We start from the raw sequence: 17,098 nt of genomic DNA, 5'->3' as shown, positions 1-17,098 counted from the left end.
TCAAATCAAACCGATTTAATCGCGATCAAGATCCATATCGATACCGAGCGAACGGATTTCTTTCAACAGCACGTTGAAAGATTCCGGCATACCGGCTTCGATAACATGGTCGCCCTTGACCAGATTTTCATAAACCTTGGTACGACCGTTCACGTCATCTGATTTAACTGTCAGCATTTCTTGCAGTACATACGATGCGCCGTACGCTTCCAGTGCCCACACTTCCATCTCACCGAAGCGCTGACCACCGAATTGCGCTTTACCACCCAACGGTTGCTGCGTAACCAGCGAGTACGGACCGGTGGAACGTGCATGCATCTTGTCATCGACCAGATGGTGCAGTTTCAGGTAATGCATGTAGCCAACCGTGACACTACGCTCAAACGCTTCACCAGTACGACCGTCATACATCGTGACCTGATTCTTCGATGGCGTCATGCCAAGCTGCTTGGCAACTGCATCTGGATAAGCCAGATTCAGCATACGGTTGATTTCGGCTTCGTTCGCACCGTCAAACACCGGCGTTGCGAAAGTCACACCTTTTTTCAGGTTAGCGGCCAAACGCAGGATCTCGTCGTCGCTCATGCTGTCCAGATCTTCAACTTTGCCCGATTCGTTATAAATCGTGTTGAGGAACTGACGCAGCTCGGCAATCGCGGTTTGCGCTTTCAGCATTTCGCCGATACGCAGACCAAGACCCTTAGCGGCCCAACCCAGATGGACTTCCAACACCTGACCGATGTTCATCCGTGATGGAACGCCCAGCGGATTCAATACGATGTCAGCTGGCGTACCATCTGCCATATGTGGCATGTCTTCAATCGGCAGAATGCGTGAAACCACACCCTTATTACCGTGACGACCCGCCATTTTGTCACCAGGTTGCAGACGACGCTTAACAGCCAGATAAACCTTGACCATTTTTTGCACGCCAGGCTGCAGCTCATCGCCTTGTGTCAGCTTCTTACGCTTTTCTTCAAACGCCAGATCAAACTGATGACGTTTTTCAGCGATGGATTCCTTGATGGCTTCCAGAGCGATAGCAGTCGGATCATCCGATGGACGAATATCGAACCAATGGTATTTATCCAGATCGGCCAGGTATTCCTTGGTCAACTTGGCGCCTTTGGCCAACTTCTTCGGACCACCGTTGACGACTTTACCGATCAACATACGTTCCAGACGTTCAAAGGCATCGCCTTCGACAATCCGCAACTGATCGTTCAGGTCGAGACGATAGCGCTTCAGCTCGTCATCAATAATTTGCTGCGCACGTTTGTCGCGCACAATACCTTCGCGTGTAAATACTTGCACGTCGATAACGGTACCGACCATGCCCGATGGCACGCGCAGCGAAGTATCTTTAACGTCTGATGCTTTTTCACCAAAAATCGCACGCAGCAGTTTTTCTTCTGGTGTCAATTGAGTTTCACCCTTAGGCGTCACTTTACCAACCAATGTATCGCCAGCTTCAACTTCTGCACCGATGTACACAATCCCTGCTTCATCAAGACGCGCCAGCTGATTTTCAGCCAGGTTCGAGATGTCGCGGGTGATTTCTTCAGCGCCCAGTTTGGTGTCGCGTGCAACCACCGACAACTCTTCGATATGAATCGAAGTGTAACGATCGTCAGCAACCACTTTTTCGGAGATCAGAATCGAATCTTCGAAGTTGTAGCCGTTCCATGGCATAAACGCCACGAGCATGTTTTGACCCAGAGCCAATTCGCCCAGATCCGTCGATGCACCGTCAGCGATCACGTCCAGCTTGGCGACGCGGTCACCCACTTCAACGATAGGACGTTGGTTGATGTTGGTGTTTTGATTCGAACGGGTGTATTTGATCAGGTTGTAAATATCAACACCGACTTCACCCGCCAACGCTTCTTCATCGTTGACCCGAATCACGACACGACCAGCATCGACGTAATCAACGATACCGCCTCGCAACGCCTGTACCGTAGTGCCGGAGTCAATCGCAACAGTACGTTCAATGCCGGTACCAACCAATGCTGTTTCCGGGCGCAGACAAGGAACTGCCTGACGCTGCATGTTGGCACCCATCAACGCACGGTTTGCATCATCGTGTTCCAGGAACGGAATCAACGAAGCCGCTACCGAAACGACCTGACCAGTCGCCACGTCCATGTATTGAACACGTTCTGGCGATACCAGAATTGTTTCACCCGCTTCACGCGCCGAAACCAATTCATCCGACAACTTGCCCGATTTGTCGATGGTCGCATTCGCCTGGGCGATGATGTAACGACCTTCTTCAATCGCGGACAGGAAATCGACCTGCTCAGTGATTTTGCTATCTACAACCTTGCGGTATGGTGTCTCGAGGAAACCGTACTCATTCAAGCGCGCATACAGCGCCAGCGAGTTGATCAGTCCAATGTTCGGACCTTCCGGTGTCTCAATCGGGCACACACGACCATAGTGGGTTGGATGTACGTCACGGACTTCAAAACCAGCACGTTCACGTGTCAGACCACCGGGTCCAAGTGCCGAAATACGGCGCTTGTGGGTAATTTCCGACAACGGATTGGTTTGATCCATAAACTGCGACAATTGCGACGAACCGAAGAACTCACGAATTGCGGCCGAAATCGGCTTGGAGTTGATCAGATCATGCGGCATCAAATTGTCAGCTTCAGCTTGGCCCAGACGCTCTTTGACTGCGCGCTCAACCCGAACCAGACCAGCACGGAATTGATTTTCTGCCAACTCACCAACACAACGTACGCGACGATTACCCAAATGATCGATGTCATCGACTTCGCCGCGACCATTGCGCAGCTCAACCAAGATCTTAATGACAGCTAATACATCTTCGTTCGACAACGTCATCGCGCCGGTCAGCTCATCGCGACCGATACGACGGTTGAATTTCATACGACCAACAGCCGACAGATCGTAACGATCTTCGTTGTAGAACAGGCCGTTGAACAGCGCTTCAACTGAATCTTCAGTTGGCGGTTCGCCAGGACGCATCATGCGATAAATAGCCACTTTTGCGGCCATTTGATCGTTAGTGTCATCGCTGCGCAATGTTTGCGAGATGTAACCACCTTGATCCAGATCATTGGTGTACAACGTCTGAATTGCAGCGATGTCCGCTTCGCGTAACTTGGCCAGCAACTCTTCTGTCAGCTCGTCGTTTGCGTTGGCGACCACTTCGCCGGTGTCTTCATCGACGATGTTACGTGCCAATACCCGACCCAACAAATAGTCTTCAGGAACCGAAATCGTCTTGATCCCAGCTGCTTCGATGTCGCGAACGTGCTTTGAGTTGATCCGCTTGTCTTTTGCGACCAATGCGTTGCCAGCTTTATCAACGATATCAAAACGTGCGACTTCACCGCGCAAGCGCTCAGCGACGAATTCCATCTCCGCGCCTTCATTGCGCAAAGCGAAATTGTCGAAGACGAAGAAGTTAGCCAGAATCTGCTCAACCGACATGCCGATTGCTTTTAGCAGAATCGTGACAGGCATCTTACGACGACGGTCGACACGGAAGAACAAGATGTCTTTTGGATCGAATTCGAAGTCAAGCCATGAACCGCGGTAAGGAATGATACGTGCAGAAAATAGCAGTTTACCGGACGAGTGGGTTTTGCCGCGGTCATGTTCAAAGAACACGCCGGGGGAACGATGCAACTGCGACACGATAACGCGCTCGGTGCCGTTAATCACAAAAGAACCAGTAGTCGTCATCAAAGGCAGTTCGCCCATGTAGACTTCTTGCTCTTTCATTTCCTTGACGACCGGCTTGGTTGGTGATTCTTTATCAAGAATAACCAGACGCACCTTGGCACGCAGAGGTGACGCGAACGTCAAACCACGCTGTTGACATTCCTTCACGTCGAACGGTGGATCACCGAGGACATACGACAGGAATTCGAGACGCGCAAATCCGTTGTGCGAAACGATAGGGAAAATGGACGAAAAGGCAGATTGCAAGCCTTCGTTTTTGCGTTGAGACGGTACTTTGTCTTGTTGCAAAAAGCCCAGATAGGATTCGAGCTGAGTTGCCAGCAGGAAGGGAACTTGATGAACATTCGCACGTTTCGCAAAAGATTTGCGAATGCGTTTTTTCTCAGTAAATGAGTAATGCATGGACACTCCGTGAGTGACAGGAAGGATAGACAATTCAGGATTCGATAAATTAAATAGCACTATCGGATAGCTAGCGACATCTGCTAGCCACTAAGAGAACCTAAAAAACTTAACAGCTACGAAACCTCAAGTGTCAGCCCTTCGAGCTTGGCTGCAAAAGAACGCTTAACCGGGTCAAGGATCAACCTGGCAGACCGAGTAAAACTTATAACAACAATAAAATCGAAAACGACAAAGGAGCCAAAGCCGAACCCCCACTTTCGGGGGATTCTGCACTTTGACTCCTGCATCTCCTTGGCGGAGATGCACTGTGAAATCAGAATTACTTGATTTCCGCTTTCGCGCCAGCTTCAACCAATTTCTTCTGTGCTGCTTCAGCATCTGCTTTAGAAACAGCTTCTTTAACTGGCTTCGGTGCGCCGTCAACCAGATCTTTAGCTTCTTTCAAGCCAAGACCAGTGATTTCACGAACTGCTTTAATTACGCCAACTTTGTTCGCACCGAATTCAGTCAGGATAACTGTGAACTCAGTTTGCTCTTCAGCAGCAGCAGCGCCGCCGCCAGCAGCGCCACCAGCAACAGCAACAGCTGCAGCTGAAACGCCAAACTTCTCTTCGAATGCCTTAACCAGGTCATTCAATTCCAAAACGGTCAGGGCGCCAACTGCGTCCAGGATTGCGTCTTTGTCAAGTGCCATGTGAAACTCCTAAATTTATTTAATAACAACATCTGATTAGTACTAACGCTGAAAAAAGCGTCGAGAACACTACTTAACTAAGGTTAAGCGGCAACTTCTTCGACTGCAACTTCGCCAGCAACTACGCCGGCGTCGGCTTCTTTTTTCGCTGCTAAAGCAGCCAAACCACGCACAAATCCGGAAATCGGAGCTTGCATCATGCCCACAACCTGGGCCAGCAGAACTTCACGACTAGGGATATTTGCCAACGCTACGACAGCCGCTTTATCAAGCGATTTGCCTGCGAAGTTACCCGCTTTGAGGACCAGTTTGTCGTTGGTTTTTGCAAAGTCAGCAAGGACTTTAGCAGCAGCAACGGCATCGACCGAGATCGAATAGATCAACGGACCGGTCATTTCATTTGCGAGTTCAGCAAAAGCGGTACCTTCAACGGCGCGACGTGCTAATGTATTTTTCAATACACGCAAATACACACCTTGGGTACGCGCATTGGCGCGCAGTTGCGTCAAGTGACTAACCTGGATGCCACGGTATTCGGCCAAGACGATAGTCTGCGCAGCTTTCACTTTTGCAGAAACTTCGGCTACAACGGCCTTTTTGTCATTCAGATTGAGACTCAAGATCAACCTCCATAAATGATGCTCAGTAACAACATAGCCGCAAGTGGCTACTCACCTCACATCGGTTCGAACACGGCGTCCGAAGTTAGGAGTTCAGTACCAGCGCGCTATAAATAACGCAGCAGTGTTGAGACTACAAAACTTGTTCGGGTGCACCATCTGCGCTGGGGTCCAGATAACGTATCGCCATCTGACATTTTAACTTTGTGCATCAGCTTGCATGCACGCCGCCCAACGGTCTTTGATTGTCTACACCGTCATCATCGTTGACAATGACGATCTAGCCCAAAGATTCGCCGGACGCGCCAGCGACCGCATAAATTGCACGGTCACGGCGGCGTCAGGACTTGATTCAGTAATTAAGCAACCAGGCTTGCTTGCTCAACGCGGATACCAGCACCCATCGTTGAAGACAGCGAAACCTTGCGCAGGTAAACACCTTTGCTGGTTGTTGGCTTAGCTTTAGCTAATGCATCGATCAGTGCCAACAGATTCGATTTCAGATCAGCATCGCTGAACGATTTACGACCGATTGTTGCGTGAATGATACCGCCTTTGTCAGTACGGTATTGCACTTGACCAGCTTTTGCATTTTTAACTGCAGTAGCAACGTCAGGAGTAACAGTACCGACTTTCGGGTTAGGCATCAGGCCACGTGGTCCCAGGATCTGACCCAGTGTACCAACGATACGCATGGTATCTGGCGAAGCGATAACGATATCGAAAGGCATGTTACCGGCTTTGATTTGCTCAGCCAGGTCTTCCATACCAACGATATCTGCACCAGCAGCTTTAGCTTGCTCAGCTTTTTCGCCAGAAGCAAAAACAGCTACACGAACGCTTTTACCTGTACCGGCTGGCAATACGACAGAACCACGAACAACTTGATCCGATTTCTTTGCATCAACGCCCAGTTGGACGGACACGTCGATCGACTCATTGAACTTGGCAGTTGCGCATTCTTTGATCAAAACGATGGCGTTATCGAATGGATAAGCCTTAGTAGTGTCAATTTTTGCTTTGATTGCTTTTACGCGTTTAGTTAACTTAGCCATTACAGACCCTCTACCGTGATGCCCATTGAACGAGCGGAGCCGGCGATAGTACGCACGGCAGCTTCCAGATCAGCGCCAGTGAGGTCGGGCTTCTTCTGAGTAGCGATATCTTCAGCTTGTTGACGAGTGATCGAGCCAACCTTGTCGGTATGCGGCTTAGCCGAACCCTTAGTGATACCAGCAGCTTTTTTGATCAAAATAGTTGCAGGAGGCGTCTTCATGATGAACGTGAAGGACTTATCCGCAAATGCTGTGATCACAACTGGAATTGGCAGACCTGGCTCAACACCTTGAGTCTGGGCGTTAAACGCTTTGCAGAACTCCATAATGTTTAGGCCGCGCTGACCCAGTGCTGGACCAATCGGAGGGGACGGGTTTGCTTTACCAGCTGGAACTTGCAGCTTGATAAAACCAATAATTTTCTTTGCCATGATGGCTCCTGCGTTGATTGAGTGTTAGCGCCTTTTCGGCCAGTTTCCTGACCTAATTGGGCTCCTCTCTTACTAATAGCAGCGAATCTGTAAATTCTAAGAACTTACCGCGCTTCGCCTGGCGCGCCTTACAAATTTTTATATCCGGGCCGGCAATACCAGCCGTCCTTAAAGCTCTTTTACGTCAGCCGATGATCACATCGGTCACATTGCACATTTATATTGGGACGCTATCAGACTTTTTCAACCTGACCGAATTCCAGCTCAACCGGTGTAGCGCGACCAAAAATGGTGACCGTCACACGTACGCGTGACTTTTCATAATTGACTTCTTCGACGTTGCCGTTGAAATCAGTGAATGGACCATCTTTAATACGTACCAGTTCGCCAACTTCGTACAATACTTTTGGACGCGGCTTTTCGACACCATCTTGCATTTGCTGCATGATTTTGTCGACTTCGTGCTGCGGAATCGGGGTAGGCTTGTTTGACTTGCCACCGATAAAACCGGTTACTTTATTTGTGTTCTTGACCAAATGCCATGTTTCGTCGGTCATTTCCATTTCAACCAGAACATAGCCTGGGAAAAAACGACGTTCCGTTACTGATTTTTGACCATTCTTAACTTCAATTACTTCTTCTGTCGGCACCAAAATCTGGCCAAACTGGTCTTGCATACCGGCACGTTCAGCACGTTCGGTGAGCGCACGCATCACGCTTTTTTCCATGCCAGAATAGGCGTGCACAACATACCAGCGCTTCTTGCCCATAGGCGCAGACGCCGGTGTCGTTACTTCGACCGGCGTTGCTTGTGCGTCGTCTTGTGTGCTTTCGCTCATTATTATTTCCAACCCAAAATCACGTCGTACAACAGAACCTCAAGGAGCTTATCGGTGCCCCACAGGAAAATTGCCATTACCAACACAAAGACAAATACGATCGCAGTAATCTGCATCGCTTCTTTGCGGGTCGGCCAAACCACCTTTTTAGTTTCGCGGATTGCTTCTTTCGCGAAAGTTAAGAATCCGCGGCCTTGCGTGGAGGTCCATGCCAAGGCAATCGCGACGAGTAAACCGGCGACTAAAACACTTGCACGTACCAAGCTTGGCTTGTCCGACAAAAAATAAAAGCCGACTATGCCGGCGACGACAGCTAATACTGCCAATACTACTTTGAGCTTATCGCCGGATGGGCTGACTGTTTGCACAGGGTGGTTAGACATACTTGGATTTATACTTTCAGTACCCTACACCTGAATCGGTGGCAGGGGCGGAGGGCATCGAACCCCCAACCTCCGGTTTTGGAGACCGGCGCTCTGCCAATTGAGCTACACCCCTAACGCTTAACACTTCAATGAGCTATCTGGCTTGTTAGCTCATCTGACTACACTTAACTAACTTCACTACCTTACAACCACTATTTGCTGAGACATTGACGCCGCAAGACGGATAAATCCAGAGTTGCGGCGCGTCTAACTAACTTATTGTGGATCTGGCAGGATCTTGGCAACAACACCGGCGCCAACTGTACGACCACCTTCACGAATAGCGAAGCGCAAGCCTTCTTCCATCGCGATTGGGTTAATCAACATCACAGTGATGGAGACGTTATCGCCTGGCATGACCATTTCTTTACCTTCTGGCAAAGCGATCGAACCGGTAACGTCTGTAGTACGGAAATAGAACTGTGGACGATAGTTGTTGAAGAACGGAGTATGACGACCGCCTTCATCTTTCGACAACACATAGATCTCACCAGTGAAATGCTTGTGTGGCTTGATCGAACCTGGCTTTGCCAGAACTTGACCGCGCTCTACGTCTTCACGCTTGGTACCGCGCAACAACACACCAACGTTATCGCCAGCTTGACCTTGGTCCAGCAGCTTACGGAACATTTCAACACCAGTACAAGTCGTCTTTTGTGTGTCGCGGATGCCGATGATTTCCAGCTCTTCGCCAACTTTCACAATACCGCGCTCAATACGGCCAGTTACAACAGTACCGCGACCCGAGATCGAGAATACATCTTCCACTGGCAGCAAGAAGGCACCGTCAACTGCGCGCTCCGGGGTTGGAATGTAGCTATCCAACGCATCGGCCAGTTTCATGATCGCTTCTTCGCCCAACGGACCTGTGTCGCCTTCCAGTGCCAGCTTCGCTGAACCCTGGATGATCGGCAGATCGTCGCCTGGGAAATCGTACTTGCTCAATAACTCACGCACTTCCATTTCAACCAGCTCGAGCAACTCAGCGTCGTCGACCATGTCTACTTTGTTCAAAAATACGATCACGTATGGCACACCAACTTGACGCGCCAACAGGATGTGCTCACGCGTTTGTGGCATTGGACCATCAGCAGCCGAACATACCAAAATCGCACCATCCATCTGAGCAGCACCAGTAATCATGTTTTTAACATAATCAGCATGGCCTGGGCAGTCAACGTGCGCGTAATGGCGATTCGCTGTTTCGTATTCTACGTGCGAAGTATTAATAGTAATACCACGTGCGCGCTCTTCAGGAGCCGAGTCAATCGTGCTGAAATCGCGCATGTCGCCGCCGAATTTCTTGGTCAGCACTTTTGAAATTGCTGCAGTCAGGGTGGTTTTACCATGATCAACGTGACCAATCGTACCGACGTTGACGTGCGGCTTGGTCCGCTCAAATTTGCTCTTTGCCATCTTGGAACTCCTAAAGATTTGATGAGGATGTTCAGGCACGCGCCCGACTGCATTATATTGAATACTACGATTGACTAAATCAGAGAACTCAGCGCTGACGTCACACTGATTCGGGCACAGCAAACAAACTGAACAAACTGAATAGCTGGTGCCCTTGACGTGGATCGAACACGTGGCCTCTCCCTTACCAAGGGAGTGCTCTACCACTGAGCTACAAGGGCAATGTTGCTCGTGTGCCGAAGACTCACAGCATCACGCTCAACTTATAAACTTGAAAACATGCTTGCAACTCATGTACTGCCAAGAACGTATAACCAGGCTCTTGTTACTACCTAACTGGAGCGGGTGAAGGGAATCGAACCCTCGTCGTAAGCTTGGAAGGCTTCTGCTCTACCATTGAGCTACACCCGCGAGATCATTTCTTCAACCACAACACTTTTTTGCTTTGCACAACTAAATTTCACTACTTCCGGCAATGGTGGAGGGGGCTGGATTCGAACCAGCGTACTCGCAAGAGGGCAGATTTACAGTCTGCTGCCATTAACCACTCGACCACCCCTCCGCACGGAACCCAAGACTATAGTGAAAGCTCTTGACTTTGTCAACCACTACTGTTGATTCACCATGAAATAGTTTCAAAATAAATCAAACAGCTTTGTCTCTGGAAGCCAAGCCCAACAGTATACAACGAAGATTTTCAAATAGACAAGCGCTACCTCAAAAAATAGTCATATTTTTTACAAATGTGCCATTTAGAAACGGGTTTCCCGTGCTGCGCGTAAAAATCCATCTAAAATAGGCGTGCAATCAAGCAACTCCGGGCCGCCAGCGCGATGGAATTCCGGGTGCCATTGCAACCCCATGACGAAAGGCGCTTTGCGATATCGGATAGCCTCGGTGATGTTATCGACACCGGAAACCGCCTCAACGGAAAGATCGCGCCCTAAATCTTTGACGGCCTGATGATGTATCGAATTCACCACCCATTCTTTGCGCGTTTCGCTATCGGACGCAAACAGGGTTGCTAACGACGACCCCGGAGGAAACTGAATCGCGTGGTGTAGGCGATCATATTCTTCATTAACGTGGACGATAGAAGTTGGTACATCGGTAGCGATGTCTTGATATAGGGTGCCGCCCAAGGCGACGTTAATCAATTGACAGCCCCTGCAAATACCGAGCACAGGCTTCCCGGCCTCAATAAATTCGTGCAACAGTTCAAGTTCGTACATATCGCGTACCCGGTCCCCTCCCCATTCCGGACGCGTAGCCGCTTCGGCATAACTTTGCGGGGAAACGTCCGCACCACCTTGCAATACCAGGCCATCCAGGTGCTTGGCGTAGTCTCGCAAGCGAATGCTGCTCGGGTGGACAAGCCCGTTGGTGTTCACGGTCGGTATCATAAAAACCAGCACATCACGGGACATCACCCATTGCGCAATTGACTCTTCAAGGTATTGCAAAGTGCGTCCGCGCAGCCCTTTCGCACCTTCCTCTGGATGAAAAATACGTGCAGAAACACCTATTTTCAGCGTGCGCTGCATCATGCGACGGCCGGCCTTGTCCGATATCGCCCTAACCCGCGCCGCAATCAACTTCCAGGTCTGCGTCCATGGAGCATCATCCGCGCGCGCGCCAAACGTCCCGCTACCAGTTTGGCCTAAGCTGGTGTAGACCGTTGGTTGTTCTGGTGCTTTCACCGTCTTGATGGTTGGCGCTTCGGGCGGCGGCGTGACCGGTTCGGGAGGCGTACCAGCCGATTCTATAGCTGGTTTGGCAGTTTCTGTTTGAGGTTTAGCAGGCATCGAAGCCGATTCGGGGACCTGTTCGGGAGCCGATTCGGCAGATGCTTTGACCGGCGCATGCGGCGTTGTCACCAACGCATTGGGCGGTAAGGCCTGCTCAACGGGATCTGTAGCAGCGGCATCGGGACTGGTAGAAGGAGGTAATATTGGCTCAGTTTTTTTTATATCGGTCATGATGTGGAAAACTTAAGATGGAATATAAGTAGACTATCGCCATGGCAAAACTATCCGTAGCGGCTAAAATTCGCTGTTCCTCATTTTAAGTTGCGGCTCTACGTTGGTCACTCAGCGTAATATTAATCACGCTGTCATCTGTTCAATTTCTCATAAACTTAAGCACTGCGCAGAAAGTGACAATACAATTTTTCCTGCAAGGATAAAAATAGCTTACTAAAGTATAAGCCTAGTTAGTTTAATTTAGCGTTTTATACGGCATTCAATCTTGGAATCTTGGAGTCTGAGAGTCTTGTAAAAGCAGCAGTCGATTTCGCCCCTATGGAAAAAAGTCTATTACTCAATGCATTAATCTATCTGGCGGCAGCCGTCGCTGCGGTCCCGATCGCCAAACGCCTGGGGCTGGGAGCAGTCCTTGGTTACTTGTTGGCGGGCATGGCAATTGGACCTTGGGGTCTGCGCCTGATCGATGGCGTCGAAGACATCTTGCACTTCTCTGAATTCGGCGTCGTGCTGCTGCTATTCTTGATAGGCCTGGAACTGGAGCCAAAACGTTTGTGGTCATTACGGCGGCAAATTTTTGGCTGGGGCGGCACGCAGGTCGGTGTCGTGACCTTGGCGCTATGTGGTGCCGCTATCGGATTTGGCGTTGATTGGAAAACGGCACTCATTGCCGCCCTCGGACTTTCGTTGTCTTCCACGGCCATCGTGCTGGCCACGCTGGGTGAGCGAAAATTGACAGCAACTGCCGCTGGCTCGGCTGGTTTTGCGATACTGTTATTTCAGGATATTGCGGCGATTCCGATGATTGCGATTGTTCCCTTGTTGGGCGTCGCTGCGGTACAAGGAAGTGATGTCGGATGGCTCGGCGCGGCGAAGGCTGTCGCCGTGATCGCCAGCTTAATTTTTGGCGGCCGTTTTTTAGTCCGACCGCTCATTCGAATGATCGCGAAAACCGGACTACGCGAGATATTTACGGCGTTTGCGCTGCTCTTGGTTATTGCCACAGGCTTGCTGATGGAATGGGTCGGCATGTCGATGGCATTGGGCGCTTTTCTGGCCGGGGTTTTGCTAGCTGACTCGGAGTACCGACATGCGCTGGAGACCGATCTGGAGCCGTTTAAAGGCTTGCTGCTTGGTCTGTTTTTTATTGCCGTTGGCATGTCGGTAGACTTCGGTGTTTTTCTCGCTCAGCCATGGTTGGTGCTCGGTTTGGTGGTCGGTTTTTTACTGATAAAAATAGGCGTGCTCTATATTCTCAGCAAGGTATTCAAAATCGCCCGAGCTCAACAATTTCTGTTTGCCATGTTGCTCTCGCAAGGCGGTGAATTTGCTTTCGTGGTCTTCGGTGCAGCGGCAGCGGCCAAGGTCTTTTCACAGGAAACCTCTTCGATCCTGGTCGTCGTTGTCGCATTATCGATGGTCGCTACACCGTTGTTGCTGATCTTTTATGACAAGGTGATCGTGCCGTATTTCGCAGCGACACGCCAACGGCCCGATGACGTCATCGATGACAACGAAAATCCGGTCATCATTGCCGGTTTTGGGCGCTTTGGACAAATTGTGGGACGTTTGCTGCACGCCAATCGGGTGGGACTAACGGTGCTCGACCACGATCCGGATCAGATCGATCTATTACGCAAATTCGGCTTCAAAGTTTTTTACGGCGACGCAACCCGCATCGATTTGTTACGCACCGCAGGGATTGCCAAAGCACGCTTGCTGGTGGTGGCTATTGATGATATCGACGGCAGTTTACGATTGATCGCGGCAGTACGCCGTGCCTATCCGTTACTACCCATCGCGGCACGCGCCCGCAATATTACCCACTATTACGATTTGATGGACCTTGGCGTCACAGTCATTGAACGTGAGACCTTCGACTCAGCTTTGCAACTTGGTCGGCAGGCGTTGCGAGAACTGGGGTTCGGTGACCTGCGTGCGGAACAAGCCGCAATAAAATTTCGGGCCCACAATTTACAGACCGTGCTCGATATTTATCCGCATCACAAAGACCAGCAACAGACGGTGTCTCTGGCAAAACAAGCCCGCGCAGAACTCGCAGAAATGTTTGCGCACGATCAGATGATTCGCAATAGTGAAATCGCGAACGGCGGCGAAGCGGGCAAGGATCCGGATGCCGACGACGGGCGCGACTGAGGCAATCTGCCAGCAAAGGAACCGGTGAAAGGTCACTTCAAACAAACGCGTTGACCTCGCAAACTCGACATACCCCGCCAGCGCGATTACACTTAATAGCGCCACAGTCTGGCAGCATTAAAAAAGGGTATGCAAAATGATCACCGTCTATCACCATCCACGCTGTCCCTATTCGCGCGAAGCGCTTCAAATGGTCGAGAAATTGTGCGCCCGTAGTGACCTTCTTTTAGAAATCATCCACTATCAGCAGGTTCCGCTCACCATTCCAATGCTGATTAAGTTGCAGAAACAACTTGACCTTCCGATCGTAGGCATGATGCGGACTTATGAAAGTCAGTATTCGAAGATGAAATTATCCAACGCTTCTGATTTTCGATTATTACAAACCTTGATTGAACATCCAAAATTGCTAAAACGCCCAATCGTGGCATATCAGAACTTCGCGGTGATCGCACAGCCTGCCGAATTAATTGAGGTTTTATTTTGCGCCCCGAAAGATCGGGCAGCGAAGACGCAAGAAATTATTGAAAGGCTGACTCCGGTGGAGGCCAGGCCGTGTTGAAATGCGCTAGATTTATGCCTGAACCGAAGGACCCCGGAACGCTGCATTTTCTATAGAAATCGTGCGAGTAAAAACACGACCGTTGAGATCAATATGGTGGAGGCAAATGGCAACGAGAACACCTTGCCGAAGAGTCTGAATCGAACGTCTCCCGGCAAGCGCCCGATACCCATTTTTTCCAACCACGGCAGCGCGCTGGACAACACAATCACTGCAAGAAAAATTACTAACACCCAACGTATCATTGTGCTCTTTCGGTGGAAAAATATTATCTGGTAATGCGAATGATGAAAGTTGTTATCGAAGACGTTTGCGACGAAAAATGAATCCTGTCGGATCGACAATCCGCGCGTCAATAAAATTCGGCCCAAAGGTAAATCCAGCATCACAGACTTGAGGTAATAGTACCGGGAATGCGACAATAATCTACTCACAAACCCGATTAAGCGCATCTCGATTTCGTCCCTTCGACTCGACCTCCATCATAATTTATGGCAACGATCATTGCGTTCAAAACGCGACGGCAAAAGCGCTTGCTTTCCAACGATTAAAACCTTGAATAGCTCCCCCATCTCTGCCGGGGATATTAATTTTTGCACCGCGTTCGCTTGCGGTAAATATTTCAACGGCTCCTCTGGCGAAGTTCGCAATAATAATTCGGCGATGCCTGCGTCGAGCAGGAAAGCAGCCTGACAGGTGTATCCCATCACATCCAGACCACCATGGATGGCAGCGACCGCCATTGCGGTGAAATCGACATGCGCCGTCACATCTTGCAATCCCGGCCAGTAAAACGGATCTGGATGCGCATGGTGCCGGTAGTGACACATCAGCGTTCCCTGATCGCGTTGACCCAAATAATATTCAGAAGCCGGAAAACCATAATCAATCAACAATGCCGCACCGCCGGAACCAGCGCTCAGCATGGCTGCCAATGAGTGCATAAATCCGATTGCGACCGGGTGAACCTCTGTCAGATAACCAATCGCCAAATCGGCAGCGTCCGGGATTTGCGTTATCAAGGCTGGCTGCGCCGGACGATCAACGTAGACAAATTCCTTAAGGTGCCCAAATTGCTCAAATTGCGGCTCTTCGTTGTTCTGCCCTGAATCCGCAGCGACATCCGATTGCGGCGCATTTTTAAGGCCGACCCCCCGTTGTAACCAGCCATGTTCACCCCGTACCACCAACTCAATCGGCATCGCATCCAATACCTCATTACCGATCACGACACCAGAAAAAGACGTCGGCAAACGATCCAGCCATTGCACCTGAGGAAAGCCCTTCAGCTTACGCTCCTGTCGCGCGCGCAACTCGGCTGACAGCTCAACGATATAATACGTCTCGATATAAAAGCCGCTGGATTGTAATTCGGTCAGGATATCCCAGGCCAATTGCCCGGTGCCGGCACCAAATTCGAGTATCTGCGATGCCAGCGGCGCGTCCGTCGCAGTGATCAACTCTGTGGATAATTGTGCAAGCGTTGCGCCAAAAAGCGGCGTAATCTCGGGCGCGGTTGTAAAATCACCGTCTTTACCCAGTTTTGCGGCGCCACCGCTGTAATAACCGAGGTCTGGTGCATATAACACCAACTCCATATAACGAGCGAAGGAAATCCATCCATCGTTATGACAGATTTCGGCGGCGATGAGGCGGTGCAGCAAGCTTGATGCCTGTTGCGCTTCGATAGAAGCTTCGGGTAGTTGCAGTTGCATGGCGATATTGTAGGAGATATCACCGGTTCGATAACAACTTCGGCACAATTTTTAATCCAAATCGTCGGTGTGGCCCCGGGGCCTGAGAATCGGATATGGAAAACCGGCTCAACAGCCGAAGGCAAAGAAAGCGCACTCAACCAGCTTGGATTGAGCGATTTAGCGCAAAAATGACGGCGGTAACAAGATTTTAGTGAATTTTAATTTTTTATAAAGATTTTTTGCATGAGCATTTCCCCCACGCGGCCGCGATCAATCGCCAAAGTTGTACTTGTGACCGGTGCATCGAGTCCATCAGGCATGGTCCTTTCGTGGGCGCTAGCGCAGCAGGAATGGGACCTCGCTCTGCATTATGAGGGCCTGCAACCGCCCGCATCTATGCTGGAACTGGTCAAAGAATGTGAAAAATTGGGACGCCGTGCACAGATTATCTGCGCCGATCTGCAGGATGAAAATCAGGTTAAATCATTGATTTCGCGCGCAATCACTACCCTGGGAACTGTGACGTGTCTGGTGAATAACGCTACCTATGCTGCGATGGATGACGCCGCCGATTTTTCTGCGGCGCAGCTCGAACAGCACATGCGCACGAATGTCGCCCTACCAATAGTGTTGGCGCGGGCACTGCATCAAGCCACCGCCGAAGGGTCGCAGGCTGTCGTTATTAATTTACTGGATCAAAAACTTTTTAATCCCGATCCCGATTTTTTATCTTACACATTATCAAAAGCTGCTCTGCTCAGGGCCACAGAATCACTTGCTCTGGCTTTAGCACCACGGATACGTGTAGTCGGCGTCGCTCCGGCACTTGAATTGCACCGCGCTGCCTCCAATGCTACTTCTAGTGCTGCTTTTAGTGCTGCCTTTAGTCCCACTTTCAGCGCTGCGACCATCGCCGACGACTTTGCCGCGAGCATCTGCTTTATCGCTGGCTCCACCGCCATTACCGGCGCCACATTATTGCTGGACGGTGGCCTGCATTTACGGGCCGCTCCAGGTAATCGGGAGGTCATTGCCCCAATTGCATCAGCGCTATCGGCGCCTTGATTCATCGATAATCAGCCAATCGACCGTCTG

The 17,098-nt window shown here is 50.3% G+C and carries 14 protein-coding genes and 4 tRNA genes; 3 read left to right on the top strand and 15 right to left on the bottom strand.

Annotation, left to right across the window (positions count from 1 at the left end; translation table 11 throughout):
* Nucleotides 1-15: 15 nt before the first annotated feature.
* The 13 genes from rpoB to JQN73_RS09820 all read right to left on the bottom strand — a co-directional run bounded on the left by rpoB (nucleotide 16) and on the right by JQN73_RS09820 (nucleotide 11,584).
* Entirely contained in the window at nucleotides 16-4,122 is a 4,107-nt protein-coding gene (gene rpoB / locus JQN73_RS09880) for a DNA-directed RNA polymerase subunit beta (RefSeq protein ID WP_205322869.1), read from the bottom strand.
* 322 nt (nucleotides 4,123-4,444) lie between these two features.
* Nucleotides 4,445-4,819 carry a 50S ribosomal protein L7/L12 gene (gene rplL, locus JQN73_RS09875; protein ID WP_205322868.1) on the bottom strand — a complete coding sequence of 125 codons (375 nt, stop codon included), beginning with the start codon at nucleotides 4,817-4,819 and terminating at the stop codon, nucleotides 4,445-4,447.
* A gap of 83 nt (nucleotides 4,820-4,902) precedes the next feature.
* A complete protein-coding gene (gene rplJ, locus JQN73_RS09870) occupies nucleotides 4,903-5,439 on the bottom strand; it encodes a 50S ribosomal protein L10 (protein ID WP_205322867.1) in 537 nt (178 codons plus the stop codon).
* 359 nt (nucleotides 5,440-5,798) lie between these two features.
* Nucleotides 5,799-6,494 carry a 50S ribosomal protein L1 gene (rplA, locus tag JQN73_RS09865; RefSeq protein ID WP_205322866.1) on the bottom strand — a complete coding sequence of 232 codons (696 nt, stop codon included), beginning with the start codon at nucleotides 6,492-6,494 and terminating at the stop codon, nucleotides 5,799-5,801.
* Nucleotides 6,494-6,925, bottom strand: coding sequence for a 50S ribosomal protein L11 (rplK, locus tag JQN73_RS09860; RefSeq protein WP_168057399.1), 432 nt, complete (start codon nucleotides 6,923-6,925; stop codon nucleotides 6,494-6,496). Before rplK ends, rplA begins: the two co-directional genes overlap by 1 nt.
* 233 nt (nucleotides 6,926-7,158) lie before the next feature.
* On the bottom strand, nucleotides 7,159-7,695 hold the full coding sequence (nusG, locus tag JQN73_RS09855; RefSeq protein WP_370446503.1) for a transcription termination/antitermination protein NusG: 537 nt from the start codon (nucleotides 7,693-7,695) through the stop codon (nucleotides 7,159-7,161).
* Nucleotides 7,696-7,766: 71 nt separating this feature from the next.
* Entirely contained in the window at nucleotides 7,767-8,147 is a 381-nt protein-coding gene (gene secE, locus JQN73_RS09850; RefSeq protein ID WP_205322865.1) for a preprotein translocase subunit SecE, read from the bottom strand.
* A gap of 39 nt (nucleotides 8,148-8,186) precedes the next feature.
* Nucleotides 8,187-8,262 (bottom strand) — tRNA-Trp (locus JQN73_RS09845).
* 143 nt (nucleotides 8,263-8,405) lie between these two features.
* Nucleotides 8,406-9,605, bottom strand: coding sequence for an elongation factor Tu (gene tuf, locus JQN73_RS09840; RefSeq protein WP_205322864.1), 1,200 nt, complete (start codon nucleotides 9,603-9,605; stop codon nucleotides 8,406-8,408).
* 146 nt (nucleotides 9,606-9,751) lie between these two features.
* Nucleotides 9,752-9,826, bottom strand: a tRNA-Thr gene (locus JQN73_RS09835).
* 116 nt (nucleotides 9,827-9,942) lie between these two features.
* Nucleotides 9,943-10,016 (bottom strand) — tRNA-Gly (locus JQN73_RS09830).
* Nucleotides 10,017-10,081: 65 nt separating this feature from the next.
* Nucleotides 10,082-10,167: transfer RNA gene (locus tag JQN73_RS09825), tRNA-Tyr, on the bottom strand.
* 190 nt (nucleotides 10,168-10,357) lie between these two features.
* Nucleotides 10,358-11,584 carry a gamma-glutamyl-gamma-aminobutyrate hydrolase family protein gene (locus JQN73_RS09820; RefSeq protein ID WP_205322863.1) on the bottom strand — a complete coding sequence of 409 codons (1,227 nt, stop codon included), beginning with the start codon at nucleotides 11,582-11,584 and terminating at the stop codon, nucleotides 10,358-10,360.
* Nucleotides 11,585-11,905: 321 nt separating this feature from the next.
* Here JQN73_RS09820 and kefC point away from each other — a divergent pair, with 321 nt between their 5' ends.
* Nucleotides 11,906-13,744, top strand: coding sequence for a glutathione-regulated potassium-efflux system protein KefC (gene kefC / locus JQN73_RS09815; protein WP_205322862.1), 1,839 nt, complete (start codon nucleotides 11,906-11,908; stop codon nucleotides 13,742-13,744).
* 136 nt (nucleotides 13,745-13,880) lie between these two features.
* Nucleotides 13,881-14,306, top strand: coding sequence for an ArsC/Spx/MgsR family protein (locus tag JQN73_RS09810; RefSeq protein ID WP_255542219.1), 426 nt, complete (start codon nucleotides 13,881-13,883; stop codon nucleotides 14,304-14,306).
* Between the two features lie 50 nt (nucleotides 14,307-14,356).
* Here JQN73_RS09810 and JQN73_RS09805 read toward each other — a convergent pair whose 3' ends face one another.
* Both JQN73_RS09805 and JQN73_RS09800 read right to left on the bottom strand, forming a co-directional pair.
* A complete protein-coding gene (locus JQN73_RS09805) occupies nucleotides 14,357-14,551 on the bottom strand; it encodes a DUF2905 domain-containing protein (protein ID WP_205322860.1) in 195 nt (64 codons plus the stop codon).
* Between the two features lie 237 nt (nucleotides 14,552-14,788).
* A complete protein-coding gene (locus tag JQN73_RS09800) occupies nucleotides 14,789-16,021 on the bottom strand; it encodes a class I SAM-dependent methyltransferase (protein ID WP_205322859.1) in 1,233 nt (410 codons plus the stop codon).
* Between the two features lie 225 nt (nucleotides 16,022-16,246).
* On the opposite strand from JQN73_RS09800, the gene JQN73_RS09795 reads away from it, so the two are divergent.
* Nucleotides 16,247-17,068 carry an SDR family NAD(P)-dependent oxidoreductase gene (locus JQN73_RS09795; RefSeq protein WP_205322858.1) on the top strand — a complete coding sequence of 274 codons (822 nt, stop codon included), beginning with the start codon at nucleotides 16,247-16,249 and terminating at the stop codon, nucleotides 17,066-17,068.
* Nucleotides 17,069-17,098 lie beyond the last annotated feature (30 nt).

Origin of the sequence: Glaciimonas sp. PAMC28666 (genome assembly GCF_016917355.1) — a bacterium.
Taxonomy (GTDB): domain Bacteria; phylum Pseudomonadota; class Gammaproteobacteria; order Burkholderiales; family Burkholderiaceae_D; genus Glaciimonas.
The sequence above is the reverse complement of the archived record's forward strand: the minus strand, read 5'-3'. Positions and strand labels throughout refer to the sequence as shown.